At 71.4% G+C, this 21,203-nt stretch carries 17 protein-coding genes; 8 read left to right on the top strand and 9 right to left on the bottom strand.

Annotated elements, in window-relative coordinates; all coding sequences use genetic code 11:
- Positions 1 to 48: 48 nt before the first annotated feature.
- From moxG to GGQ91_RS19745, 3 genes are all read right to left on the bottom strand, one after another.
- Complete coding sequence (gene moxG / locus GGQ91_RS19755) at positions 49 to 636, bottom strand: cytochrome c(L), periplasmic (RefSeq protein WP_043386659.1); 588 nt, start codon at positions 634 to 636, stop codon at positions 49 to 51.
- 79 nt (positions 637 to 715) lie between these two features.
- Positions 716 to 1,624: a methanol oxidation system protein MoxJ gene (gene moxJ, locus GGQ91_RS19750; protein ID WP_043386657.1), complete on the bottom strand. Its 909-nt coding sequence runs from the start codon at positions 1,622 to 1,624 to the stop codon at positions 716 to 718.
- A 172-nt stretch (positions 1,625 to 1,796) separates the two neighbouring features.
- A complete protein-coding gene (locus GGQ91_RS19745; RefSeq protein WP_043386654.1) occupies positions 1,797 to 3,680 on the bottom strand; it encodes a methanol/ethanol family PQQ-dependent dehydrogenase in 1,884 nt (627 codons plus the stop codon).
- 368 nt (positions 3,681 to 4,048) lie between these two features.
- On the opposite strand from GGQ91_RS19745, the gene GGQ91_RS19740 reads away from it, so the two are divergent.
- The 6 genes from GGQ91_RS19740 to sorB all read left to right on the top strand — a co-directional run bounded on the left by GGQ91_RS19740 (position 4,049) and on the right by sorB (position 11,630).
- Positions 4,049 to 4,852: a trypsin-like serine peptidase gene (locus GGQ91_RS19740; protein ID WP_051976220.1), complete on the top strand. Its 804-nt coding sequence runs from the start codon at positions 4,049 to 4,051 to the stop codon at positions 4,850 to 4,852.
- Positions 4,853 to 5,067: 215 nt separating this feature from the next.
- Positions 5,068 to 6,477, top strand: coding sequence for a cytochrome P450 (locus tag GGQ91_RS19735; protein ID WP_182592691.1), 1,410 nt, complete (start codon positions 5,068 to 5,070; stop codon positions 6,475 to 6,477).
- The gene (locus GGQ91_RS19730) at positions 6,467 to 8,926 is read left to right on the top strand and encodes a putative bifunctional diguanylate cyclase/phosphodiesterase (protein ID WP_182592690.1); all 2,460 of its coding nucleotides are present in this window, start codon (positions 6,467 to 6,469) and stop codon (positions 8,924 to 8,926) included. Before GGQ91_RS19735 ends, GGQ91_RS19730 begins: the two co-directional genes overlap by 11 nt.
- A gap of 115 nt (positions 8,927 to 9,041) precedes the next feature.
- Positions 9,042 to 9,983, top strand: a complete 942-nt coding sequence (locus tag GGQ91_RS19725; RefSeq protein ID WP_043352342.1) for an NAD(P)-dependent oxidoreductase — start codon at positions 9,042 to 9,044, stop codon at positions 9,981 to 9,983.
- A gap of 97 nt (positions 9,984 to 10,080) precedes the next feature.
- Positions 10,081 to 11,289, top strand: a complete 1,209-nt coding sequence (gene sorA / locus GGQ91_RS19720; protein WP_179697417.1) for a SorA family sulfite dehydrogenase catalytic subunit — start codon at positions 10,081 to 10,083, stop codon at positions 11,287 to 11,289.
- Positions 11,290 to 11,312: 23 nt separating this feature from the next.
- Complete coding sequence (gene sorB, locus GGQ91_RS19715; protein WP_043386636.1) at positions 11,313 to 11,630, top strand: SorB family sulfite dehydrogenase c-type cytochrome subunit; 318 nt, start codon at positions 11,313 to 11,315, stop codon at positions 11,628 to 11,630.
- A gap of 43 nt (positions 11,631 to 11,673) precedes the next feature.
- Here sorB and GGQ91_RS19710 read toward each other — a convergent pair whose 3' ends face one another.
- The 6 genes from GGQ91_RS19710 to GGQ91_RS19685 all read right to left on the bottom strand — a co-directional run bounded on the left by GGQ91_RS19710 (position 11,674) and on the right by GGQ91_RS19685 (position 18,384).
- Positions 11,674 to 11,913, bottom strand: coding sequence for a hypothetical protein (locus GGQ91_RS19710; RefSeq protein WP_043386634.1), 240 nt, complete (start codon positions 11,911 to 11,913; stop codon positions 11,674 to 11,676).
- 112 nt (positions 11,914 to 12,025) lie between these two features.
- Positions 12,026 to 13,435 (bottom strand): adenylate/guanylate cyclase domain-containing protein, encoded by a 1,410-nt coding sequence (locus tag GGQ91_RS19705; RefSeq protein WP_236961944.1) that lies wholly within the window; start codon positions 13,433 to 13,435, stop codon positions 12,026 to 12,028.
- Between the two features lies 1 nt (position 13,436).
- The gene (locus tag GGQ91_RS19700) at positions 13,437 to 14,834 is read right to left on the bottom strand and encodes a TAXI family TRAP transporter solute-binding subunit (RefSeq protein WP_182592689.1); all 1,398 of its coding nucleotides are present in this window, start codon (positions 14,832 to 14,834) and stop codon (positions 13,437 to 13,439) included.
- 12 nt (positions 14,835 to 14,846) lie between these two features.
- Positions 14,847 to 15,794, bottom strand: coding sequence for a DMT family transporter (locus GGQ91_RS19695; RefSeq protein WP_043759527.1), 948 nt, complete (start codon positions 15,792 to 15,794; stop codon positions 14,847 to 14,849).
- Between the two features lie 30 nt (positions 15,795 to 15,824).
- Complete coding sequence (locus tag GGQ91_RS19690) at positions 15,825 to 17,093, bottom strand: arsenic transporter (RefSeq protein ID WP_182592688.1); 1,269 nt, start codon at positions 17,091 to 17,093, stop codon at positions 15,825 to 15,827.
- A 67-nt stretch (positions 17,094 to 17,160) separates the two neighbouring features.
- Positions 17,161 to 18,384: a metallophosphoesterase family protein gene (locus GGQ91_RS19685; protein ID WP_043352327.1), complete on the bottom strand. Its 1,224-nt coding sequence runs from the start codon at positions 18,382 to 18,384 to the stop codon at positions 17,161 to 17,163.
- 782 nt (positions 18,385 to 19,166) lie between these two features.
- Between GGQ91_RS19685 and GGQ91_RS19680 the strand changes: the two genes are divergently transcribed.
- Positions 19,167 to 19,967, top strand: coding sequence for a MetQ/NlpA family ABC transporter substrate-binding protein (locus GGQ91_RS19680; protein WP_182592687.1), 801 nt, complete (start codon positions 19,167 to 19,169; stop codon positions 19,965 to 19,967).
- Positions 19,967 to 21,136, top strand: coding sequence for a methionine ABC transporter ATP-binding protein (locus tag GGQ91_RS19675; RefSeq protein WP_182592686.1), 1,170 nt, complete (start codon positions 19,967 to 19,969; stop codon positions 21,134 to 21,136). The genes GGQ91_RS19680 and GGQ91_RS19675 overlap by 1 nt, the downstream gene beginning before the upstream one ends.
- Positions 21,137 to 21,203 lie beyond the last annotated feature (67 nt).

Genomic DNA, 21,203 nt, shown 5'->3' with positions numbered 1-21,203 from the left:
GCCGTCGGTTCGCCCCGTCTCCTGCGGGGCGCGACTTGCCGAGAACGGCTAGTCCAGCGGCTTGCACTGGCCGGGCACGTCCTTGGCAAAGGTCTCGCCCTCCTTGAAGGGCTTGTAAGTCTTCTTCTGCGCGTCGGTGAGCCACTCGGCATCCTTCACCGGACCCGTGTAGAGATGGCGGATCCAGGCGATGACCTGCAGCATCTCGTCGGGATTGAGATCCTCGTTGTGCGGTCCCATCATGCCGTTGGCGCCGCCCCAGAGGGTCGCGAACAGGCCGACATCGGTCGTGTTCGCCGGGTAGGTCCAGTAATCGTCGTTGAGGCCGGGCCCGACCTTGCCCTCGCCGAGATGGCCGTGGCAGCCGGAGCACGAGGTCAGGAACAGGCTCTCGCCGTTGCGCAGGCAGGACTTGTCGTCGATGTAGAGATTCTTGCCGGTCTGGAAGAAGGTCTTGACCGCCTGCGTGTCCCGCCCGCCCGGCTTGCCCTCGGCCGTGTCCATCGCCTCGCCGGTGATGGTGTTGCGGAACACGATCCCGGTCTGCGGGCCGGACTGGGGCTGCGCGCGGGCCGCAACGGGCATGGCCACGGCGAGGGTGAGAAGGGCGACGCGTGCCGAACGAACGATGAGCATCTGTTGAGCGGATCCTGATGTCTTGGTCGGTGGCCCGGGCGCGCCGGGCCGGTCTCGGGGGAGTCGGGGTGGGCGGGGCTCAGTTCGAGGCGACGACCGGCACCCCGTCCTGCTTGAGGATCGCCGCGATGGCGGGCCGCGCCTTCTCGATCCCGGCGTCGAGGGCCTTGCGCAGGGCCTCGTCGTCCTTGCGCACGCCCATCGACTGGTCGAAGACCTGCGGGACCTTGCGGCCGTCGCTGCCGACCGTGTCGGCCGGGACCAGCGTCATGCGCAGGGGCGTCGGGGAATCCTTGACGTAGCGGGCGACGTCGGGACCGAAGGCGACGCCGACATCGGCCTTGTCGTTGGCCACCTCGCTGACGATGCGGGCCGGGTCGATCTGGGTGTACTGGTTGCGCGGCGAGCGGAAGTTCACCAGCGAGTAGAGGTAGGCCATGTCCTCCTCGTAGCGGCCGATATCCTTGAGCATCGCCTCGCCGGGGGAGCCGAAGGGCACCACCATGTGGTCGAGGGTCTTGAGCCGCGGGTCGGACCAGGACTTCACGTCGAGATCCTTGTCGGCGCGCGTGATGAAGACGTAGCCGCTCCGGTAGTACGGCTTCGTGGTCAGCACCCGCGGGTCGTCGCTGTCGAGGCCGACGACCACGTCGCAGGTCCGCTTCTCCAGGCCGTCGCGGACGAGGTAGATCGCGGGCTTCGGCAGCCAGACGAAGACGGGCTTCTTCCCCATCGCCTCCGCGACCGCCACGGCGACGCGGTTCTCGAGCCCCGATCCGTCCCGCATCGAGAGCGGCGGCTGCTTCTCGGAGGCGCAGATGCGCAGGGTCGCGGGGTCGGCCGGCGGGGCAGCCGGAGCCTTGCCGGGATCCTGCTGGATGGCCTGGGCCTCGGAGTCCTGGGCCGCCACCGGCCCGGCGGCCAGGGTGGCGAGCGTCAGGACGGCGGCGAAACGGGCCGCCAGGATGCGGGCGCGCGGGCGCGGCATGGACGTTGATCCCTGTTGTCGAAGCGTTTCTTGATGGCGGTCCGGAGGGGCACGGCCGGGCTGCGGGGCGCCGTGGCGCCCCGCGCGTCCCGGACCCGGCCCGGAATCCCGCCGGCCGCTTGGCCGGCGGGATGAAGGCGGGCCTCACTTGGATGGCCCTACTTGGCGGGCCCTACTTGGCGGCGTGCTGCTCGTACTCGCCGACATTCGGGTCGTCGTAGGGGCCCTTGCCGTCCAGCGAGAACACCATCACGCCGCCGCCCATCTGGGTGTAGTTGGCGAGCTTCTTGAAGGCGCCCACCGCGCCGAGGCCGGCGGTCGGGTCGGCGAGGTCGAACACCAGGCCCACGCCCGGCCAGCCGCCGACGCCGTAGTAGATGGCGACGTATTGCGTGCCCTTGTGGGTGTAGGTGATCGGGTAGCCGATGGCGCCCGACGGCAGCTTGAACTTCCAGAGGAGGTCGCCGTTGTCGGAGTCGCGCGCCTTGATGAAGCCGTCCAGCGTCCCGTAGAGGACCAGGTCGCCGGCGGTGGCGGTGGTGCCGCCCCAGACCGCGAAGCGCTCCATCTTCTCCCAGTTGAACTTGCCGGTGATGGCGTTGTAGCTCTTGATCTGGCCGAGGCCCTCGTAGTTCTGCCGGTCACCCTTCGGGCCCGGATACATGTTCAGCGTCGCGCCGACGAAGAACTGACCCGCCCGGTAGGGCAGCATGAAGGGCTCCCAATCCATGCAGATGTGGTTGATGCCCATGTAGAAGGCTTGGCGCTTCGGATCGTAGGAATCGTGCCCCTGGTTGTGGTAGCCCATCGCCGAGGGACAGATGTCCTTGGCGAGGTGGTCCATCCGGGTGCCGTATTCCGGATCGCGCACCGGCGTGCCGGTCTTCAGATCCACCGACTTGAACACGTTGACGGTGTCGTCGATCTTGTTGGCCGAGACCAGCGTCCCGTCCGTCCGGTCGAGGGTGTAGACGATGCCGTTGCGGTCCGGGTGGGTGAGGAGCTTCCTCATCTTCCCGTCCTTGTCCTTCTGGTCGGACAGCATCATCACGTTGACGCCGGCATAGTCCCACTCGTCGTGCGGGGTCTTCTGGTAGCCGAACTTCGCCTCGCCGGTGTCGGCGTCGCGGCCGAAGATCGTCATCGTCCACTTGTTGTCGCCGGGACGCATGGTCTCGTTCCACGGCGCCGGGTTGCCGGTGCCGAAGTAGATCAGGTTCGTGCCCGGGTCATAGGCGTACCAGCCCCAGTTGGTGCCGCCGCCGATCTTCCAGGCGTCGCCCTCCCAGGTCGAGGTGCCGAGGCCCTTCTGGCCGTAATGAGCGTTGTGGATGTTGAAGTCCTTGGCGAGCAGCAGGTCCTCGTCCGGGCCGGTCGCGTAGGCGCGCCAGACCTGCGCGCCGGTCTTGACGTCGTAGGCGGTGAGGTAGCCGCGGACGCCGAGCTCGGCACCCGAGGAGCCGATGATCACCTTGTCCTTGACCACGTAGGGGGCGATGGTGAGCGTCGAGCCGACCTTGATGTCGGAATTCTCGACCTTCCACACCGTCTCGCCGGTCTGGGCGTTCAGCGCCGCCACGTTGCCGTCGAGCTGGGTCTTGAGGATCAGCGCCGGGGTCTTGCCGTCGCCCGGCCAGTAGGCGAGGCCGCGGTTGACGAGATCGCAGCAGGCGACCGAACGGGCGGCCGGGTTCTGCTTGGGCTTGTCCTGCCACAGGATCTTGCCCGGGTCGTCGAGGCCGAGGGCGAAGGTGTTGTTCGGGAACGAGGTGTGGATGTACATGACGCCGTCGACGACGAGCGGCGCGCCCTCGTGGCCGTTGAGCAGGCCGGTGGAGAACGTCCAGGCCGGCTTGAGCTGCTTGACGTTGCTCTTGTTGATCTGGGTCAGATCGCTGTAATTGTTCGAGTCGTAGTTCTTACCGGGCATCACCCAGTTCTCGTCGCTCTTCGATTTCTCGACGAGCTTGTCGTTGGCCTGCGCCACGCCCGCCATGGCGACCGGCGCGAGCGCCATGATCGCCAATGCCGAGACGGAATTCCGGAGCCTGATCATCCTGCGTCTCCTCGCCGGACTGCCACGCCGTTTGGCCTCGCAGTCATCGTGGTGTTCATCCGATGGCGACACGTCTTCCGACGACAAATCCGCTTTCAGCATCGCGATATCCCGGCTATTTCCAGTATTCGCTAGGCTTATGAAAGACTTATTATCGTTGTGCGCCACTCGATCATTCGCACGGCTTGTAATGCGTGTCTTTGCAAAACGAAACATTTCTTTTCGGGACAATCTGGCAATACGCCACCGGAGATTTGGTAAGATCAGCGAGGTCTTGACCGATCGCCGACATCCATCCCAGACAAGCGGAAACGATATGCGGGCGTGCGGGCACGGTGCCGTCCGCCGACCCGCTCCGGGAGGACGCGATGGGTCTTGTCACGGGCGGCGCAGGCCGCTTTCTGGCGCTGGCGACCTGTGTCGCGATTCCGGCCACGGCGGCCGGGACCGGCGGCGGACAACGCCTCGCCGCCCTCTACGCACAGGACGGGCGGCGCGAACTGACGGGGGCGGATCTGGAGCGCTTTACCGGCGCGGGCGTCCTGTGGTGCCGCCGCCCGGACGGGATCCCCCAGAAAGCCGCCGCCGCCTGGCTGATCGGGACCCGCTCCCTCGTGCTGATGAACGCGCACAATTTCCGCAATCGCCAACTGGAGGTCACCCGCACCGTTGCCGATTGCTACTTCCAGATCGCCGGCCGCAATTACGGCTTCGCGCCGGACTTTCTGGAACTCGGCATCGAGCCGGAGGCGCGGCGCCTGCACATCACCGACGACTGGGCGCTCCTGCGCCTCGCCGAGCCGGCCGAGGCACGGCCGCAGCCGATCCCGGACGCCCCGCACCTTCCGACCGGCGACCTGACGCTCCCGGTGACGATGGTCTCCCCCGCCGGCCACGAGAACTACCGCGGTCAGAGCAGCCGGGAATCCTGTGCCATCCGGCGGATCGATCCGCCCAGCGAGGGCGACATCCGCCGCGCCCGCCACGACTGCAACGACGGCTACGGAGGGTCGGGCTCGGGCCTGTTCGACGAGGCCGGGCATCTCGTCGCGATGCAGAGCGCGTCGCTCTCGATGAACCAGCGCCACGCCTTCGACATCGAGTTCCACTACGGCTCGGCCCTGCTGATCGAGGGCCGGCTCCGCGAGGCCCTCCGGGCGCAGGCCCGCTAGGGCCGTCGGTCTGACCCGCCCGCCCGGCATCCGCTTCGGCGGCGCGTGCCGGATCCGCCGTCCGGCCGCACGGCTTCCCGGAGGCATTCGGGTAAGCCTCCGGTAAGCACCGCGGCGATTTCCGCACCGCCCGGGCGCGAATGCCTCGACGGCGGTGCCGAGGAGCGCCAAAACTTAACGTTGAGCCTCGAATCTGGTCCCGCGAGGGTGCCGGGATGCCAGCGGTCGGAACGTTCAGGGTCTGCGAGCCGGGAAGGCTGCCGCTCACGGAGGCCGTGGGGGAGGCTGTGGCGGAGGCGATCGCCCTGCCATCGGTGCTCGCCACGATGCTGGGCAGCCTGATCGAGGCCTGGCCCCGGCAGATCTACACACAACCCCTGGTGACAACGCGCTTCCTCGGCCAGCGCACCACCTACGTCTGCGACCCCGGACACATCCGCAGCCTGCTGGTCGATCAGGCCGAGGCGCTGGAGCGGGAGCCGTTCATGCTGCGGGCCCTCGCGCCCGCCCTCGGCTCGGGCGTCCTCACCGCGGACGGTTCCCACTGGCGGGGGCAGCGCAGGACCGCCAGCCCGATGTTCCGCCCGGACCGGGTCCGGAGCTTCGTGCCGGCCATGGCCCGGGCCGCCGCGGCGACGCGGACGCGCTGGCACGGCGCCGATCCGGCCGGGGCGGAGCGGGACGTCCTGCACGAGATGATGCGCACCACCTTCGAGGTGATCGTCGCCACGATGGTGTCGGGCGATCCCCATCTGGAGGTCGAGCCGTTCGGGCGCGCGATGGACGCCTATCTCGGCCAGACCAGCTGGAAGATCGCCCTCGCGATGCTGCGCGCCCCGGCCTGGGTCCCGCATCCCGGGGCCCGGGGGGGCGCGGCCGCGGTGCGCCACCTGCGCGGCGAGGTCGCCCGGACGATCGCGCGCCGCCGGGCGCGCGGCGAGCCCGGCACCGACCTCCTCGGCCTCCTGCTGGAGGCGCGGGATCCGGAGACCGGACAGCCGCTCCCCGAGGCGCGCGTCGTCGACAACCTGCTGACCTTCGTGGCCGCGGGCCACGAGACCACCGCCCTGGCGCTGGCCTGGACCCTCCGGGTCCTGGCGGAACACCCGGAGGTGGAGGCGCGCGTCGTCGCCGAGATGGCGCAGCTCGGCGACGATCCCGCCGCCGATCCCGAGGCCGCGGACCGGTTGCCCTACACCCGCCAGGTGCTCCTCGAGGTGATGCGCCTCTATCCGCCGGCGCCGCTGATCGTGCGGCGGACCCGGGCGCCGGTCCGGCTCGGGGACAGGGTCGTGCCGGCCGGGCAATCGGTCCATGTGCCGGTCTACGCCCTGCACCGGCATGCCCTGCTCTGGGACAGGCCGGAGGTGTTCGATCCGGATCGCTTCGCCCCCGAGCGGGCCGCCGCGCGCGACCGCTACGCCTACCTGCCGTTCGGAGCCGGCCCGCGGGTGTGCATCGGCATGAGCCTCGCCCTGACCGAGTGCCTCGTCATCCTGGCGACGCTGCTGCCCGCCTTCCGCTTCAGACCGGTCACCCGGGCGATGCCCGCGACGCAGTTCCGCGTGACGCTGCGGCCCAAGGGCGGCCTGACGATGAGGGTCGAGCCCCGCCATGTCGCGTGAGACGTCCGCCGCGGCGGCCGGCCCGGCCGGCGGGCCCGATCCGGCCCGGCAATCGCGGCGCCGGACGGGATCGCTGCTCGGCCGCCTCCGCGGCCCCGACACGGTCGACGCGCTGCCGAACCGCTACCGGCTGCAGGTGCGCACCGGGCTCCTCGACGAGACGCTGAAGCTCGCCACCTACTCGGCGGTGACGCACCTGATCATCGCGCTGGCCGTCACGTACTTTTTCTGGGGCTCCGCCTCGCACACCTATCTTCTCGGCCTGCTCGCCGTGGTCGCGGCGCTGATCACGGCAACGACCTACACGACCTGGCTCTACTGGCGCGCCTATGCCGGCACCGCGTCCGAACGCAGCGTCCGGTGGGGCTGCCGGATCTCCGCAGGGCTGGCCTTCGCCCTGGGCCTCGCCTGGGCGACCATGCCGGTCGTGCTGTTCACCCCCTGCAGCAGCGAGGAGCGGCTGCTCGTCGTCGCCATCGTGGCGGGCCTGATCTCGGACGCCTACGTGGTCGGGCCGCTCCTGTCGGTCTCGTACCTGTTCGCGGTCCCGGTCATCGTCGGCAGCTTCGTCGGGCTCGCCCGGTCCGGGGAGCCGATCGCGCTCAGCATCGGTTTCCTGCTCACCGTCTACGCGGTGTTCGTGGTGACGAGCGTGCGCCGCATGAGCCGCCTGTCCTGCCAGCGCATCCTGGACCGGGTGCGCGTCGAGGATCAGAGCGAGACGATCGGTCTGCTGCTCAACGCCTTCGAGGCGAATGCCAGCGACTGGCTCTGGGAGACGGACGAGACCGGGCAGTTCCAGCACGTCTCCACCCGGATGGCGGATGTCCTGGCCCGCCCGGTGGAGACGCTCCAGCACGCCCGGTTCCAGGCCCTGCTCGCCGGGCGGGGGGAGGCGCCGATCGAGGCCGATCAGAGCGCCGACCTGCTGGAGCGCCTCCGCGGGGGCACCCCCTTCCACCAGCTCCTGATCGCCATCGACACGCCGGCCGGCCGGCGCTGGCTCCGGCTCAGCGGCAAGCCCTTCCTCGACCAGGGAGGGCGCTTCGCAGGCTTCCGGGGCGTCGGCTCGGACATGACGGAGGCCCGCCGGACGGAAGCGCACATCGCCTTCCTGGCGACGCGGGACCCGATGACGGGCCTGTCGAACCGGGTCATGTTCCACGCGGTCGCGTCGGAGGCCTGCGCGGCAGCGGTCGCGCAGGGGCCGGCCCCGGTGGTCAGCCTGCTCTACCTCGACCTCGACGGCTTCAAGACCGTCAACGACAGCATCGGCCACGCCGCCGGCGATGCCCTGCTGGGGCAAGTCGGCGATCGCCTGCGCGCCCTGCTCCCGGCCGACGCGCAGGCGTTCCGCCTCGGGGGCGACGAGTTCGCGATCCTGCAGCGCGGCCGGGATGCCGCGGCGGCGCAGGCCCTGGCCGAAGCCATCATCGGGGCCCTGCGCGAGCCCTACCTCATCGACGGCGTCCGGGCGGAGATCGGCGTCAGTATCGGGATCGCCTGCGCGCCCGCGGACGCGACCGATCCCGAGGATCTGCTCCGGAAGGCGGATCTCGCGCTCTACAGCGCCAAGGAGGCCGGCAAGGGGCGCTGGCGGGACTTCGACAGCGGCCTGGAAGTGCGCGTGCAGCGCCGGCGCGAACTCGACGAGGCGATGCGTCAAGCCCTCGCCGACGGCGAGATGACCTTGCACTACCAGCCGCTCGTGAGCCTGCAGGACGGCCACGTGGTGGGCTGCGAGGCGCTGCTGCGCTGGACCCGGCCGGGCCTCGGTCCCGTTTCGCCCGCCGAGCTGATCCCGATCGCCGAGGGAACGGGCTTCGTGGTCACGATCGGGCGCTGGGCCCTGCGGCGGGCCTGCACGGAGGCGCTGACCTGGCCGGCAAGCCTGCGCGTCGCCGTCAACATCTCGTCGGTCCATTTCCGCCGGCCCGACTTCTTCGCCGACGTCGCGGCGGTCCTGGCCGAGACCGGCCTGGCGGCGAACCGCCTCGAGATCGAGATCACCGAGTCGATCTTCCTGGCCAACACGCCGCACGTGCTGGACAATCTCCGCTCCCTGCGGGCGCTCGGGGTGCGGATCGCCCTCGACGATTTCGGGACGGGGTATTCCTCCTTGAGCTACCTGACGCAGTTCCCGGTCGACAAGATCAAGATCGACCGCGCCTTCGTCCGCGACCTGAGCAGCCGCCCCGAATGCCTGACGGTGATCGCGGCCATCATGGTCATCGCCCGCGACCTGGGCATCGACGTCACGGTCGAGGGCGTCGAGACCGAGCAGCAGGCCGAACTGCTCCGGCTGCGGCGCTGCGACAGCGCGCAGGGCTTCCTCTACAGCCCGGCCCGGCCGCCCGGGGAGATCCCCGGCCTGATCGAGCGCATACGGATCGCGTGCGCGCCGCGCACGGCCGCTCCGGCGGAGCAGACCGTCCGCGCGGTCGCCTGAAGGAGCGCCGGAATCGGCCCGGCCGCGTCGCGGGCGGGGACGGATCCGTGTTGCCACGCGCCCGGGAACGGCTCTAGCGGGGGGCGACCACGCGGAACCGGGGAACAGGCGCGCCATGCCCAAGGTCGTCATCAGCGAATTCATGGACCCTGCGGCGATCGCCGCCGACCTGTCGGGCTTCGACACCCTGTACGATCCCGGACTCGTCGACCGGCCCGAGGCACTCGCCGCCGCCGTGGCGGAGGCCGACGCCCTGATCGTGCGCAACCGGACGCAGGTCCGCGGCGCGCTGCTCGCGGGTGCCCGACGCCTCCGGATCGTCGGGCGTCTCGGGGTCGGCCTCGACAACATCGATGTTCCGGCCTGCCGGGCGCGGGGGATCACGGTCCAGCCGGCGACGGGCGCCAATGACGGCGCGGTCGCCGAGTACGTCGTCGCCACCGCGCTGCTGCTGCTGCGCGGGGCCTATGGGGCGAGCGAGGCGGTCGCGGCGGGGACGTGGCCGCGCAACGCCCTGATGGGGCGCGAGATCGCCGGCAAGCGCCTCGGGCTCGTGGGCTTCGGATCGATCGCCCGGGAGACCGCCCGCCGCGCCGCTGCCCTCGGCATGGCGATCGCGGCCCATGACCCGTTCCTGGCCGCCGAGGATCCGGCCTGGACGCCCCCGTACGGTCCGGTGCGGCGCCGGGATCTGGAGGCGCTGATCGCGGAGAGCGACGTGCTCTCCCTGCACGTCCCGCTCACCGCGGAGACCCGCGGCCTGATCGACGCGACCGCCCTCGCCCGGATGCCCGCGGGCGCCGTGCTGATCAACGCCGCCCGGGGCGGCATCGTCGACGAGGCCGCGGTGGCGGCCGCCCTGCGGTCCGGGCATCTCGGCGGCGCGGCCCTCGACGTGTTCGACCGCGAGCCCCTCGACGCCGCGGCCGGCGCCCCGTTCGCGGGCGTGCCGAACCTGATCCTCACGCCCCACATCGCCGGGGTGACGCAGGAATCGAACGTCCGGGTCTCGGCCGTCATCGCCGCGGCGGTGCGCCGGCATCTCACGCAGGGCTGAACGCGGGGGATCTGGGCCTTTCGCCCGGCGCAGGCTATCCCATGGATCCGGCGCCGCGCGACCGAGGCTGTCGGGGCAGACCGGGAGGGAGCAGGGGATGACCGATCCGGCACGACGGGCCTTCCTGAAGAGCGCCGCGCTCGGTGCCCTGGCGGCGGGAAGCGGCCTGCGGCCCGCCTGGGCCGGAGAGGACGCGCAGCTGCCCTTCGGCAACGGCGAGCGCCCGCTCGTCGCCTATCCGGGCAAGCGGCCGCTGCTGCAGACCACCGCCCGGCCGCCCCAGCTGGAGACGCCGTTCGCGGTGTTCGACGAGGGCGCGATCACGCCGAACGACGCCTTCTTCGTCCGCTACCACCTCGCCGACATCCCCCTGGAGATCGACCCGGAGGCGTTCCGGCTGACCGTGGGCGGCCATGTGGAGCGACCCGTCGCGCTGTCGCTGTCGGAGCTGAAGGCGCTGCCGGGCCGGACCGAGATCGTGGCGGTCAACCAGTGCTCGGGCAATTCCCGCGGCTTCTTCGAGCCCCGGATGGCCGGCGGCCAGCTCGGCAACGGCGCCATGGGCTGCGCGCGGTGGACGGGCGTGCCGTTGAGAAGCGTGCTGGACCGGGCCGGCGTGAAGGCCGGGGCCGTACAGGTCGCCTTCAACGGACTCGACCGGCCTGTGCTGCCCGAGACGCCGGACTTCGCCAAGGCGCTCACCCTCGACCAGGCCGGCGACGGCGCGGTGCTGCTCGCCTGGGGCATGAACGGCGAGGACCTGCCCTGGCTCAACGGCTACCCGCTCCGCCTCGTGGTGCCGGGCTATTACGGCACCTACTGGGTCAAGCACCTCGATACCGTCACGGTGCTGGACAAGCCCTTCGAGGGCTTCTTCATGAAGACCGCCTACCGCATCCCCGACAATCCCTGCGCCTGCACCGAGCCCGGCCAGGCGGCCGCCGCCACGGTGCCGATCGGGCGCCTCAACGTGCGGTCGTTCCTCACGAATCTGGCCGACGGCGCGCGCGTGACCGCCGGGCCGGTCTCCCTGCGGGGCATCGCCTTCGACGGAGGCTCCGGCATCCGGACGGTCGCGGTCTCCACCGACGACGGCGCCACCTGGACCGAGGCCGCGCTCGGCCGGGATCTCGGCCCCTACGCGTTCCGGCCCTGGTCGCTCACGGCCGCGCTCACGCCGGGCGCCCACGCGATCCGGGTCCGGGCCACCGCCAACGACGGCAGCAGCCAGCCGATGGCGTCCCGCTGGAACCCGTCCGGCTACATGCGCAACGGCGTCGAGACCACCCGGGTGCAGGCGGCGTGAACGCGAACGGGAGGACGAACGGGATGCGTATGCTTCTGCTCGGCGCGATGATCGGGGGCCTGACGGCCGGCTCGGCCTGGGCCGCGCCACGGACCTACGCGGTTCCGGACCCGACCGCGCAGCTGCGGCCGCCGAAGGCGGACAGCCTGGCTGCGGGCTACGAGGCGGCCCAGGCCAATTGCCAGACCTGCCACTCGGTGGACTACATCGCCACGCAGCCGCCCGGCCGCGGGAAGGCGTTCTGGGATGCCGAGGTGTCCAAGATGATCAAGGCCTACCACGCCCCCATCGAACAGGCCGATGCCGGCGCGATCGCCGCCTATCTGGCCGATACGTATTGAGAGGCCTGGAACGACGCCCCGGCCGGAAACCCGATCCGGGTTGTCAGCGCAGGGCGAGGGCCTGTGCGGCGTGCGTGGCGACGGCCTGAACGGCCGGAAGATCGTACGCGTAGACGCGACCGGCCAGGATCGCCAGGGCCAGCGTCCAGAACACCGCACCGCCGACGCGACGGGCCGTGCGGTCGCCGGCCGCGGTGGCCGGGCAGGCGCGGGCGACGCCGTCGGCGACGGGCTCGCCGAACGGATCGAAGGCCGGCGACTGGTTTTCGGAGGCGCTGCGCATGATGGCGAATGTCGCGCTCGGCCTGTCCCTTCGCAATGGACGCGTCTTTCGTATTTCTCTGTCCGGGGAGATGCTTGTTCTCTATCCGCCATCGGCGGCAGACAGGTTCTTCTCAGACCGCCGTTCCTGCCGCCGGAAGCGGCACATCTTCGTCTCCACAGGGCGCCGGCGCGGCCGGCCCCGGGCCGGCGGGGGTATGATAGGCCATGCGCTCCCGGCGTCCCCGCAGGGGCTCGCGGCTGACCTCGCGCCACGCCTCGACCGGGGCCCCGGCGGCGCGCCGCGCGGCCTCGGAGACCAGGATCGGGACACCGTGGAGCTTGGTCGCCTGTTCCAGGCGGGCGGCGACGTTGACCGCATCGCCCAGCACCGTGAACTCGTAGCGCGCCTCCTCGCCGATGATCCCGCAGAACACCTCGCCGTAATGGACGCCCACGCCGATGCGCACGGTCCCCGTGGGCCCGGCTCTGTCGGTCCAGCGGGCGATCACCGCGACGAGATCCTGGGCGAAGGCGAGGGCACGGGCGGCATCGTCGGACCTGGGCTCGGGCAGGCCGAACACCACCAGGGCACCGTCGCCGATGAACTTGTCGACCACCCCGCCCCGGAGGCGGGCGAGGCGCGTCACCCGCCGCCGGAAGGCGGACAGGAACTCGGAGAGCCGGTGCGGGTCCAGGTTCTCGGCCAGGGTGGTCGAGCCGCGCATGTCGACGAACACGATGGCGGCCTGCTGGCGGCGGCCGGCCTTCAGGCTCCCGTCGCCGTCGGCGAGCCGCAGGACCAGCTCCTGCGGCAGGAACCGCGACAGCCGGTTGCGGCGGGTCGCCTCCCGCAGGGCCGAGACGGCGAACAGCACGAACAGGACGGCGAGGGCACCGACCATGATCCAGAGGGCGAGGGCGATCCGGGACACCGTCGCCTGCCGCCGCTCCATCCTGTCCGCCTCGTACGTCTCCATGCGGCGCACGCGGTCGCGGATCGCGTCCATCACCTGCTTGCCGCGTCCGTCCGCCACCGAGGTGTGGGCCGCGGCGCTGTCGCCGCCGCGCATCAGGGCGACGCTGGCACCGAGTTCGTCGAGCTTCTCGCGGATCAGGGCGGCCAGGGTGTCGAGTTCGGCCCTCTGGTCGGCGTCATCCTGGACGAGGTCGCGCAGCCAATCGAGCTGGCGGTCGACGTTCAGCCGGCCCTCGGTGAAGGGCAGCAGGAAGGCCTCGTCGCCGGTGAGCAGGTAGCCGCGCTGGCCGGTCTCGGCGTCCTGCACCGCCGAAAGCACCCGGGCGAGGCGCCCGTCCACCGCCACGGTGTGGCGCACGGCGTCGATGCCGCGCTGCTGGTAGACGAAGGCGCCGAGCGCGATGGCGGTCATCACCAGGATCGTGGCGAAGCCCACCGTCATCCAGGTCACGGTGCGCGAGCGCAGGGATCGCTGCACCCGCGCCTCGACGCGGTCCCGGACGGAGGCGACGTCCGGCGCGGCCTCGCTCCGGTCCGGCGCGGGCACGGTGGCGGGACCGGACATGTCAGGCCCCGCCCGCGCCGTGCAGCCGGACGGACCGCCCGATCCGCCCCCCGCCCTCGACCGCCTGCGTCCGGCAATCCGCGATGGTCGCCCGCGCCGTGTCGATGGCGACGGACGCCGCCGACAGGATCCGGGTGTCCCGCTCCCGCTCCCGGGCGTAGCGCACCACGTCCATGGCCAGCGCGTCGACCTCGACGGTGAGCGCCTCGATCGCCGCCGGGTCGCGCAGCGCCCGGGCCTGCCCGGCGATCTCCAGGAGCCGGTCCATGATCTCGTCGATGCGCTCCCGGCGGAGGCTGGCGAGGCGCTTCCGGATCCAGGCGAGCACCGAGACGAGGCCGCCCGCCAGCGCGCCCAGGAGGTAGAGGGTGTCGCCGTAGCGCTCGATGAAGCCGTGCTGGTCGCGCTCGTAATAGTCGATCGCGCCGGGATGGATCGGGATCCGGGCGCTGGTGGCGGCCACGGTCGTATCGTAGGCCGGGGCCTGGACGTACTCGGCAGCGTCGGTGGCCAGCGCGGCGGCGCTGCGCTTCTCGAAGAGCTGCTGGGTCACGTCGGCCGCCACCACGCGGCTCAAGGAGGCGCGGGCCATCAGCCGGTACGAGGCGCCCACCGTCTTCACGTCGTCGGCCGGCAGCTTCGGGCGGCCGCCGAACAGGCCGCCCGGGACGGTGACCGCCTGGAGCCGCGGGAAGCGCTCGATCACGGCGCCGTCATCCTCAACGGCGACGAACGCCACCTTGCCTCCGCGGGCGACGCCCTGCAAGGCCGAGACCAGGGCCAGCGCCTTGGGCGCCGAGGGGGCGATGATGCTGACGAAGGCGTCGATCCGCCTCTCGCGGAAGGCGCCGGCCACCGCCTCCTGATCGACCGGGACCAGCAGGACCGTCGAGTCCCGGGCCGGGCCGGCAGCCTCCTCCAGGGTGAGGCCGTAATAGCCGAGGAGGTTCCGGAGCAGCCAGAGATCGGCGTCCCGGTGCGCCGCGATGCCGAGCCGCTTGCCGGCGAGCTTCGGGAAGCTCGTGATCCCGGCCTGCTCGGGCGAGGCGATGACCATCGCCTGGTCGCGCAGGATCGCCAGGGTCAGCCCGTTCGTCGGCAGCAGCACGTCGGGGCGGACGACCGCGAGGTCGGCCCGGCCGTCCTGCAGGGCGGCGGCGCTCTCGCGCACGTCGTCGAAGGACAGGATCTTCAGGCGGACATTCTCGTGGGCGGCCTCGAGCGCGTCCGCGTAGGCCTTGATCAGGCCGGGCTCGGTGCCGTCGCGGGGCGCGACCGCGATGGTCAGGACCGTCGCCTGGAGCAGGACCCACGCCGCGATCCCGCCCGCGCCCAGGAGGGCGGCGCCCGCCAGGAGAAGCATTTCCCGGCGCAGCAACCAGGCGGGCAGGCTCCACATCGGTCCGGATGCTCAGAACAGCGAGATCAGCACGATGCCGGCCACCATCACGGCGGCGCCGATCAGGCGCGGCGGGCCGGCCTTGACCTGCTTCATGCCGAACCAGCCGAAATGGTCCAGGGCCACCGAGGTCAGGAGGTTGGCGGTGATCAGCAGGCCGTTGAACGCCCCGGCCCCGACCTTGTCGACGAAGAGCAGCCCGGCGAACACCGCCACCGCCCCGGTGATCCCGGCGAGCGGCATCCACCAGCGAACGCCCGCGATGTCGTCCCGGGTCGGCAGCGGCGACGGCCGCAGCAGGAACATCAGGGCGAACACGAACACCACGGGCACGAACGACACCGTCGCGGCGAGCCAGGGGTTCTCCAGGGCGCCGCGGAGCTGCGCGTTCCAGACCACGCCGATCGCCATCAGGGCGCCGGCCACGAGGATGAACGGGTAGAGCAGCTTGCCCGACATCCCGTGCCCCTCGCCGTGCCCCTCGCCGTGCCCCTCGCCGCCGTCGCTCCTGCCCCCCGAGCGCGCGATGAAGATCACGCCCACGGCCATCAGCAGGCCGCCGAGCCAGGGCATCGGCTTGAAGCCCGCGGCCTGCAGGCCGAACAGGCCGAGCGCGTCCATCGCCAGGGAGGTGAGGATGTTGGCGGTGAGGGTCAGGCCGTTGAACGGCCCGGCGCCGACCTTGTCGATGAAAGCCAGCCCCCCGAACACCGCCACCGCGCCGGCCAGGCCGCCGAGGGGTGCGTACCAGGGCATCTTGCTCAAGCTGTCGAGGCTCGGCAGCGGCGTCGGCATCGTGAAGAACAGGGTCGTGAACACGAAGACGATCGGCAGGAACGACACCGTCGCGGCGAGCCACGGATTGACCATGCGGCCCCGCAGCTGCGCGTTCATGGCGTTGCCGATCGCCTGCAGCGCGCCCGCCACCAGGATGAAGGGATAGAGGAGGGCTGCCGTCACGGGCGCGGACCTTGGGTTTCCGGGAAGGGATCAGACGAGGAGCAGGCCGGCGAGCGCCAGCGCGAGGGCCGGCGGCATCACCAGCAGGCCGAGCTTGAGGAAGGTCCAGGCGCCGACATCCTGGCCCTCGCGCCGGATGGCGGTGAGCCAGAGGATCGTGGCGAGCGAGCCCGTCACCGACAGGTTGGGCCCGAGATCGACGCCGATCAGGATCGCGCCCGCGACCTTCTCGGGAACGTGGGCGGCCTGCACGGCGGCGCCCGCGATCAGGCCGGCCGGCAGGTTGTTGACGAGGTTGCACAGCACCGCGACCAGGCCGCCCGCCCCCCAGGCGGTGGCCTCCGGGGCGGCGTGGGCGTAGCCCTTGAGGAGGTCCGCCAGCATCGCCAGGACACCGGTCTTCTCCAGCGCCTCCACCAGCACGAACAGGCCGGCCACCAACGGCAGCACGCTCCACGACACGTCCTTGGCCACCTCGACGAGGCCGCCACGCTTGAGCAGCAGCACGACGATCGTGGTGGCGAGCCCGGCCACGAAGGTCGGCAGGCCGAGGTCGAGGCCGAGCGCCGAGGCGGCGATCAGCACGCCGCCGGTCGCCACGATGCCGATCCCCGCCACGAGGCCGGTGCGGGAGAGCGGCTGCGCCTCGACGTCGGTGGCGACCTCCTGCCCGCGCAGGGTCTTCGCCTGGGTCAGCCGCAGCACCGCGTAGGTCGTCGCGATGGCCAGCAGCGAGGGCAGCGCGAACAGGCCGAGCCAGCGCACCAGCGGCGGCATGTGCTCGGCGAAGACCACGAGGTTCGCCGGGTTCGAGATCGGCAGCACGAAGCTCGCCGCGTTGGCGATGAAGGCGCAGATGAACAGGTAGGGGAGGGGGTTCTCCACCTTGGCGGCCTTGGTGGCCGCGTAGACGGCGGGCGTCAGCACCACCGCGCAGGCGTCGTTCGACAGGAACACCGTGACCACGGTGCCGACGAGATAGACCAGGGTGAACAGCCGCGTCGCCGAGCCCTTGGCGGCGCGCACGGCGATCGAGGCGAGCCAGTCGAACAGGCCCTCCTTCCGGGCCACCTCCGACATCAGCATCATGCCGACGAGGAACAGGTAGACGTCGGTCCCCTTCAGGACGCCGTCCCAGGCGGTGGCGGGGGCGAGCAGGCCGAGGGCCACGAGGGCGCCAGCGCCGAGCACGGCCCAGATCGCCTCCGGCCACGCGAACGGCCGCAGGATGACGCCGAGGGTGGCGAGCGCGGCGATCGCCCAGGTCGCGATATTGGGGGTCAGCGTCAGCGCGCCCATCGGGTCCGGTGGTCCTCTGGTGGAGTGGATCGTGCGGTGCGGTGTGCAGCGATTCGGGTGAGTCCGGCTACCAGGGCCGGCCGTTGCGGTTCGGGCCGAGCTGGTCGCCCCGAAGCCCCTTCTGCGGCCAGGCGGGGAGCCGGGTGGCGTCGCTGCCGGGGCGATCGGGTGCGGGCGGCGGGACGAAGCTCCGGCCCACGGGCTCGATCACCTCGGTATCGGCCTGCCCCGTGCCGTCCGTGACCGTGACCGCGAGGCGGCGGGCGCCCTCCGGCCAGGGAATGCGGGCATGGACGGTGCGCGGCCCGTCCGGCACCATCGCGTGGGGCCGCCCGTCATCGACGCGCACGCAGCAGCACCAGTCGCCCTGCGGCCTGTCCGACAGCACGAGGGCGCGCACGGAGATCCGGCCGTCCGCCATGGCGAGGGGCGCCGTGGCGAGGCGCCGGTCGGCGGGGCTCGTGATCATCACGAAGGGCAGCGCCCGGTCGAGGGGCTTGAACCGCCAGCTCGTGACCGGCCCGTCGATCGCCGCGACCGCGTAGCCCACCGAGCCGTCCTCGTTCTGGCCGACGGAGCGGGCCGCCGCGTAGAGGGTGCGCCCGTCCGGGGCGAGCTCGTTGTAGTGGGTGTGGCCCATCTCGACGAGGCGCACGCCGTGGTGGCGGATCAGGCCGGCCAGCGCCGCCTTCTCGTCAGGCACGCAGAGATCGTCCGGGTAGGTGTGGGTGAAGACCGCGCAGGGCCGGCCCTCCTCGTCGGCCCGGGCCAGCTCCTCGGCGAGCCAGGCGAGCTGGCAGGGGCCGAGCCGGAAGTCGAGGCCGAACCCCTTCCGGCCGTAGCCGGGGCTGACCATGTCGAGGAACAGGCAGCGCACGCCCGCGAACGTCTCGGCGAAGTAGTAATGCGTGACGGGGGCCGGGTCGTGCGGGCGCGGCAGGTCGTGGCGCCGCGCCGCGTGGCCGCCGCCGCGGGGGCTGCCCGCCACCGCGGCGAACAGCGCGTCGAAATCCGTCATCGTGCCGTGCTGGCGGTCGTGGTCGCCGGCGATCAGGCGCACCGGCAGGTCCGGGTGCCGGTGCAGGGCCTCGCGCAGGACCGCGTATTGCTCCGCCCGCCCGTCCTCGGCGAGATCGCCCGGGAGGTAGGCGAAGTCGAGGAGGCCGTGTCCGTGCAGCCCGTCCACCTCCGCGAGGATCGCCCGCAGGTCGGCGGCATGGGGGTCGGAACTCCGCTCCAGATGGAGATCGCCGACATGCGCGAAGGCGAAGACACCGTGATCTGCGGTCATGGCGCGCCCACGGGGCCGGACACGGCCGCGTGGGCCGCGCGCGCTCTGTCGTTCCCCTGCGCCATCATGCTCCCCGGACAGGCCAGCCCGCCCCGGCCGGGGATCGGCCGCGGTGGTCGCGACCGGCCCGACGTTTCGGACACGGCCGGGTTCCGGATCCGGGATGATGCCCGCGGTGGCGGGAGCCTACATTTTCGTGAGTCAGGGCCATACGCGCCGTCGAGCCGGGAAAGTGTCGCGAAAACAGACACTCGATGTCTTCTCGCGCGACAGATCTGCGGGGATCGCCGTCGGCCGGGGACGCGGACGTCGGGCGCGGTCCCCAGGCTGTGCCGGCGTCGCCTGGGTGCCGCCCAACGGGGCACGGAATCCTCCCGCGCAGGCTCATCCCCCGGATCCAGGGCTATCGGTCGCGGCCTGTTCGCGGACGAACGCGGTCTTGGATGAGCCACGGTTCGTGCTCGATGACCGGTACGGTCCCGATCCGACGGGCACTGGTCCGGTCTCGTCCGAGACGAGGCTCGAGAGGCGCCGTACGGGATGCACGCAGCATCCGCATCCCCCTGTCCGGGCCTTCCGGAGATCTTTCATGTCGCCAAACGATCATCTTTGGAATTTCGGATCGCGTCGAGCTGATCTAGACTTTCTCAAGAAGCTCATCCGGACAAGATTGTGCCTATCGAATCGATGGATCGCCCGCGCCTGCGCGTCGGATGCCGACCGTTGTCTCGCGGCTCCACATCCGGAATTGCCCGATCATTGCCCCGCCGGAGTCCTGCCCGATGAAGATCCTGCGTCTCCTCGCCGTCGCGGCGCTCTGCCTCGGCGCATCCTCCGCCGGGGCAGAGGCCCTCCGGATCGGCGTCGTGCCCGGGGCCTACGGCGATGCCGTCACGGTGGCGGCCCGGGAGGCCAAGGCGGAGGGCCTCGACGTGAAGGTGGTCGAGTTCAGCGACTGGACGACGCCCAACGTCGCGCTCGATGCCGGCGACATCGACGTGAACTTCTTCCAGCACCGCCCCTTCATGGAGAACGCGGCCAAGCAGAAGGGCTACGCGTTCGACATCGTCGGGCAGGGGATCCTGTCCAATATCGGCCTGTACTCCCTGAAGCATAAGCGCCTCGACGAGGTCCCGGTGGGCGGGTCGGTGGCGCTCGCCAACGATCCGGTGAACCAGGGCCGCGGCCTGCTGCTCCTCCAGAAGGCCGGGCTGGTCAGGCTGAAGGACGGTGTCGGCTTCCTCGGCACCCTCGACGACATCGTCGAGAACCCGAAGAAGCTGCGATTCACCGAGGTCGAGGGACCGCAGCTCGCGCGGATCACCGGCGATGTCGATCTCGCGCAGGGCTATCCGCATTTCATCGTGGCGGCCGGAAGCTTCGACCCGACCAGCGGGCTGATCTATTCCGGCATCGAGGACAAGCTGTTCACGGTCAGCTTCGTCACCAAGACGTCCCGCAAGGACGACCCGGCGATCCGGAAGTTCGTGACCCTGTTTCAGAATTCAGACGCCGTGAAGCGGCAGATCCGCAAGTCCTTCGCCGACAGCGACAAGCTCTACCTGCTGGCGTGGCAGAACTGATGGTCGGCCTCGTCTTCGACAGCCTGCACACTCCGGGCACGCCGGTCGCGACCGGACGGCGGAGTCCGGCCGCCGCGGCCACCGCCCCAGGTCCGGCCGCAGGTCCGGCCGCAGCGCCCGGCCGGAGGCCCGGCACGGTACGGTTCGAGGCGGTCTCCAAGACCTATCCGTCCGCCGCCGGACCGGTCCGCGCGCTCGACAGCGTCGACCTCGCCATTCCGGCGGGGGCGATCTTCGGCATCATCGGCCGCTCGGGGGCGGGCAAGTCGAGCCTCCTGCGCATGGTCAACCGGCTGGAGGCGCCCACCTCCGGCCGGGTTCTGGTCGACGGCGCCCCCGTCGATGCCCTCGACACCGACGGGCTCGTGGCCCTGCGCCGGCGCGTCGGCATGATCTTCCAGCACTTCAACCTGCTGGCGGCCAAGACCGTCCGGCAGAACGTGGCGCTGCCGCTGACGGTCGCGGGCGTCCCCAGAAGCGCGATCGGCCCGCGGGTCGCGGAGGCGCTGCGCCTCGTCGGCCTGGAGGACAAGGCCGACACCTACCCGTCGCGGCTCTCCGGCGGCCAGAAGCAGCGGGTCGGCATTGCCCGGGCCCTCGTGAGCGATCCGGAGATCCTGCTCTGCGACGAGGCGACCTCCGCCCTCGACCCGGAAACCACGCTGGCGATCCTCGACCTGCTGCGCGACATCAACCGGCGCCTGGGGATCACCATCATCCTGATCACCCACGAGATGCACGTGATCCGCGAGATCTGCAGCGACGTGGTGGTGCTGGAACGGGGCCGGGTGGTCGAGACCGGGCCGGTCTGGCGCGTCTTCGGGGCGCCCGAGCACCCGACCACGCAGGCGCTGCTCGAACCGCTGACCCGCGGCCTGCCGCCGGATCTGGCGGACCGGCTGCAGCCGCTGCCGACACCCGGCGGATCCGCGATCCTGCGGATCACCTGGGCCGGGCAGGGGACGCCGGATCTCTCGGGCCTCGCCGTGGCGGCCGGCACGCCGGTGCGCCTGCTCCAGGCCGGCATCGAGCGGATTCAGGGCCACGCGGTCGGCCGGATGCTGGTCGCCGTCCCGGGCGCGGATCCGGACGTGGAGGCGCGCCTGCGGGCGCTCGGCGGGGCCGTCGAGAGGCTCGGCTACGTCGCCCCGGAAGCGGAGGCGGGGTGAGGCGACGATGGGCCGCCTTCCCCGCGGAATCCGGCAGAGACTCCGCCGCGCAAGCGGTTCCCCCTCG

Origin of the sequence: Methylobacterium fujisawaense (assembly GCF_014138435.1) — a bacterium.
GTDB lineage: Bacteria > Pseudomonadota > Alphaproteobacteria > Rhizobiales > Beijerinckiaceae > Methylobacterium > Methylobacterium fujisawaense.
The sequence above is the reverse complement of the archived record's forward strand: the minus strand, read 5'-3'. Positions and strand labels throughout refer to the sequence as shown.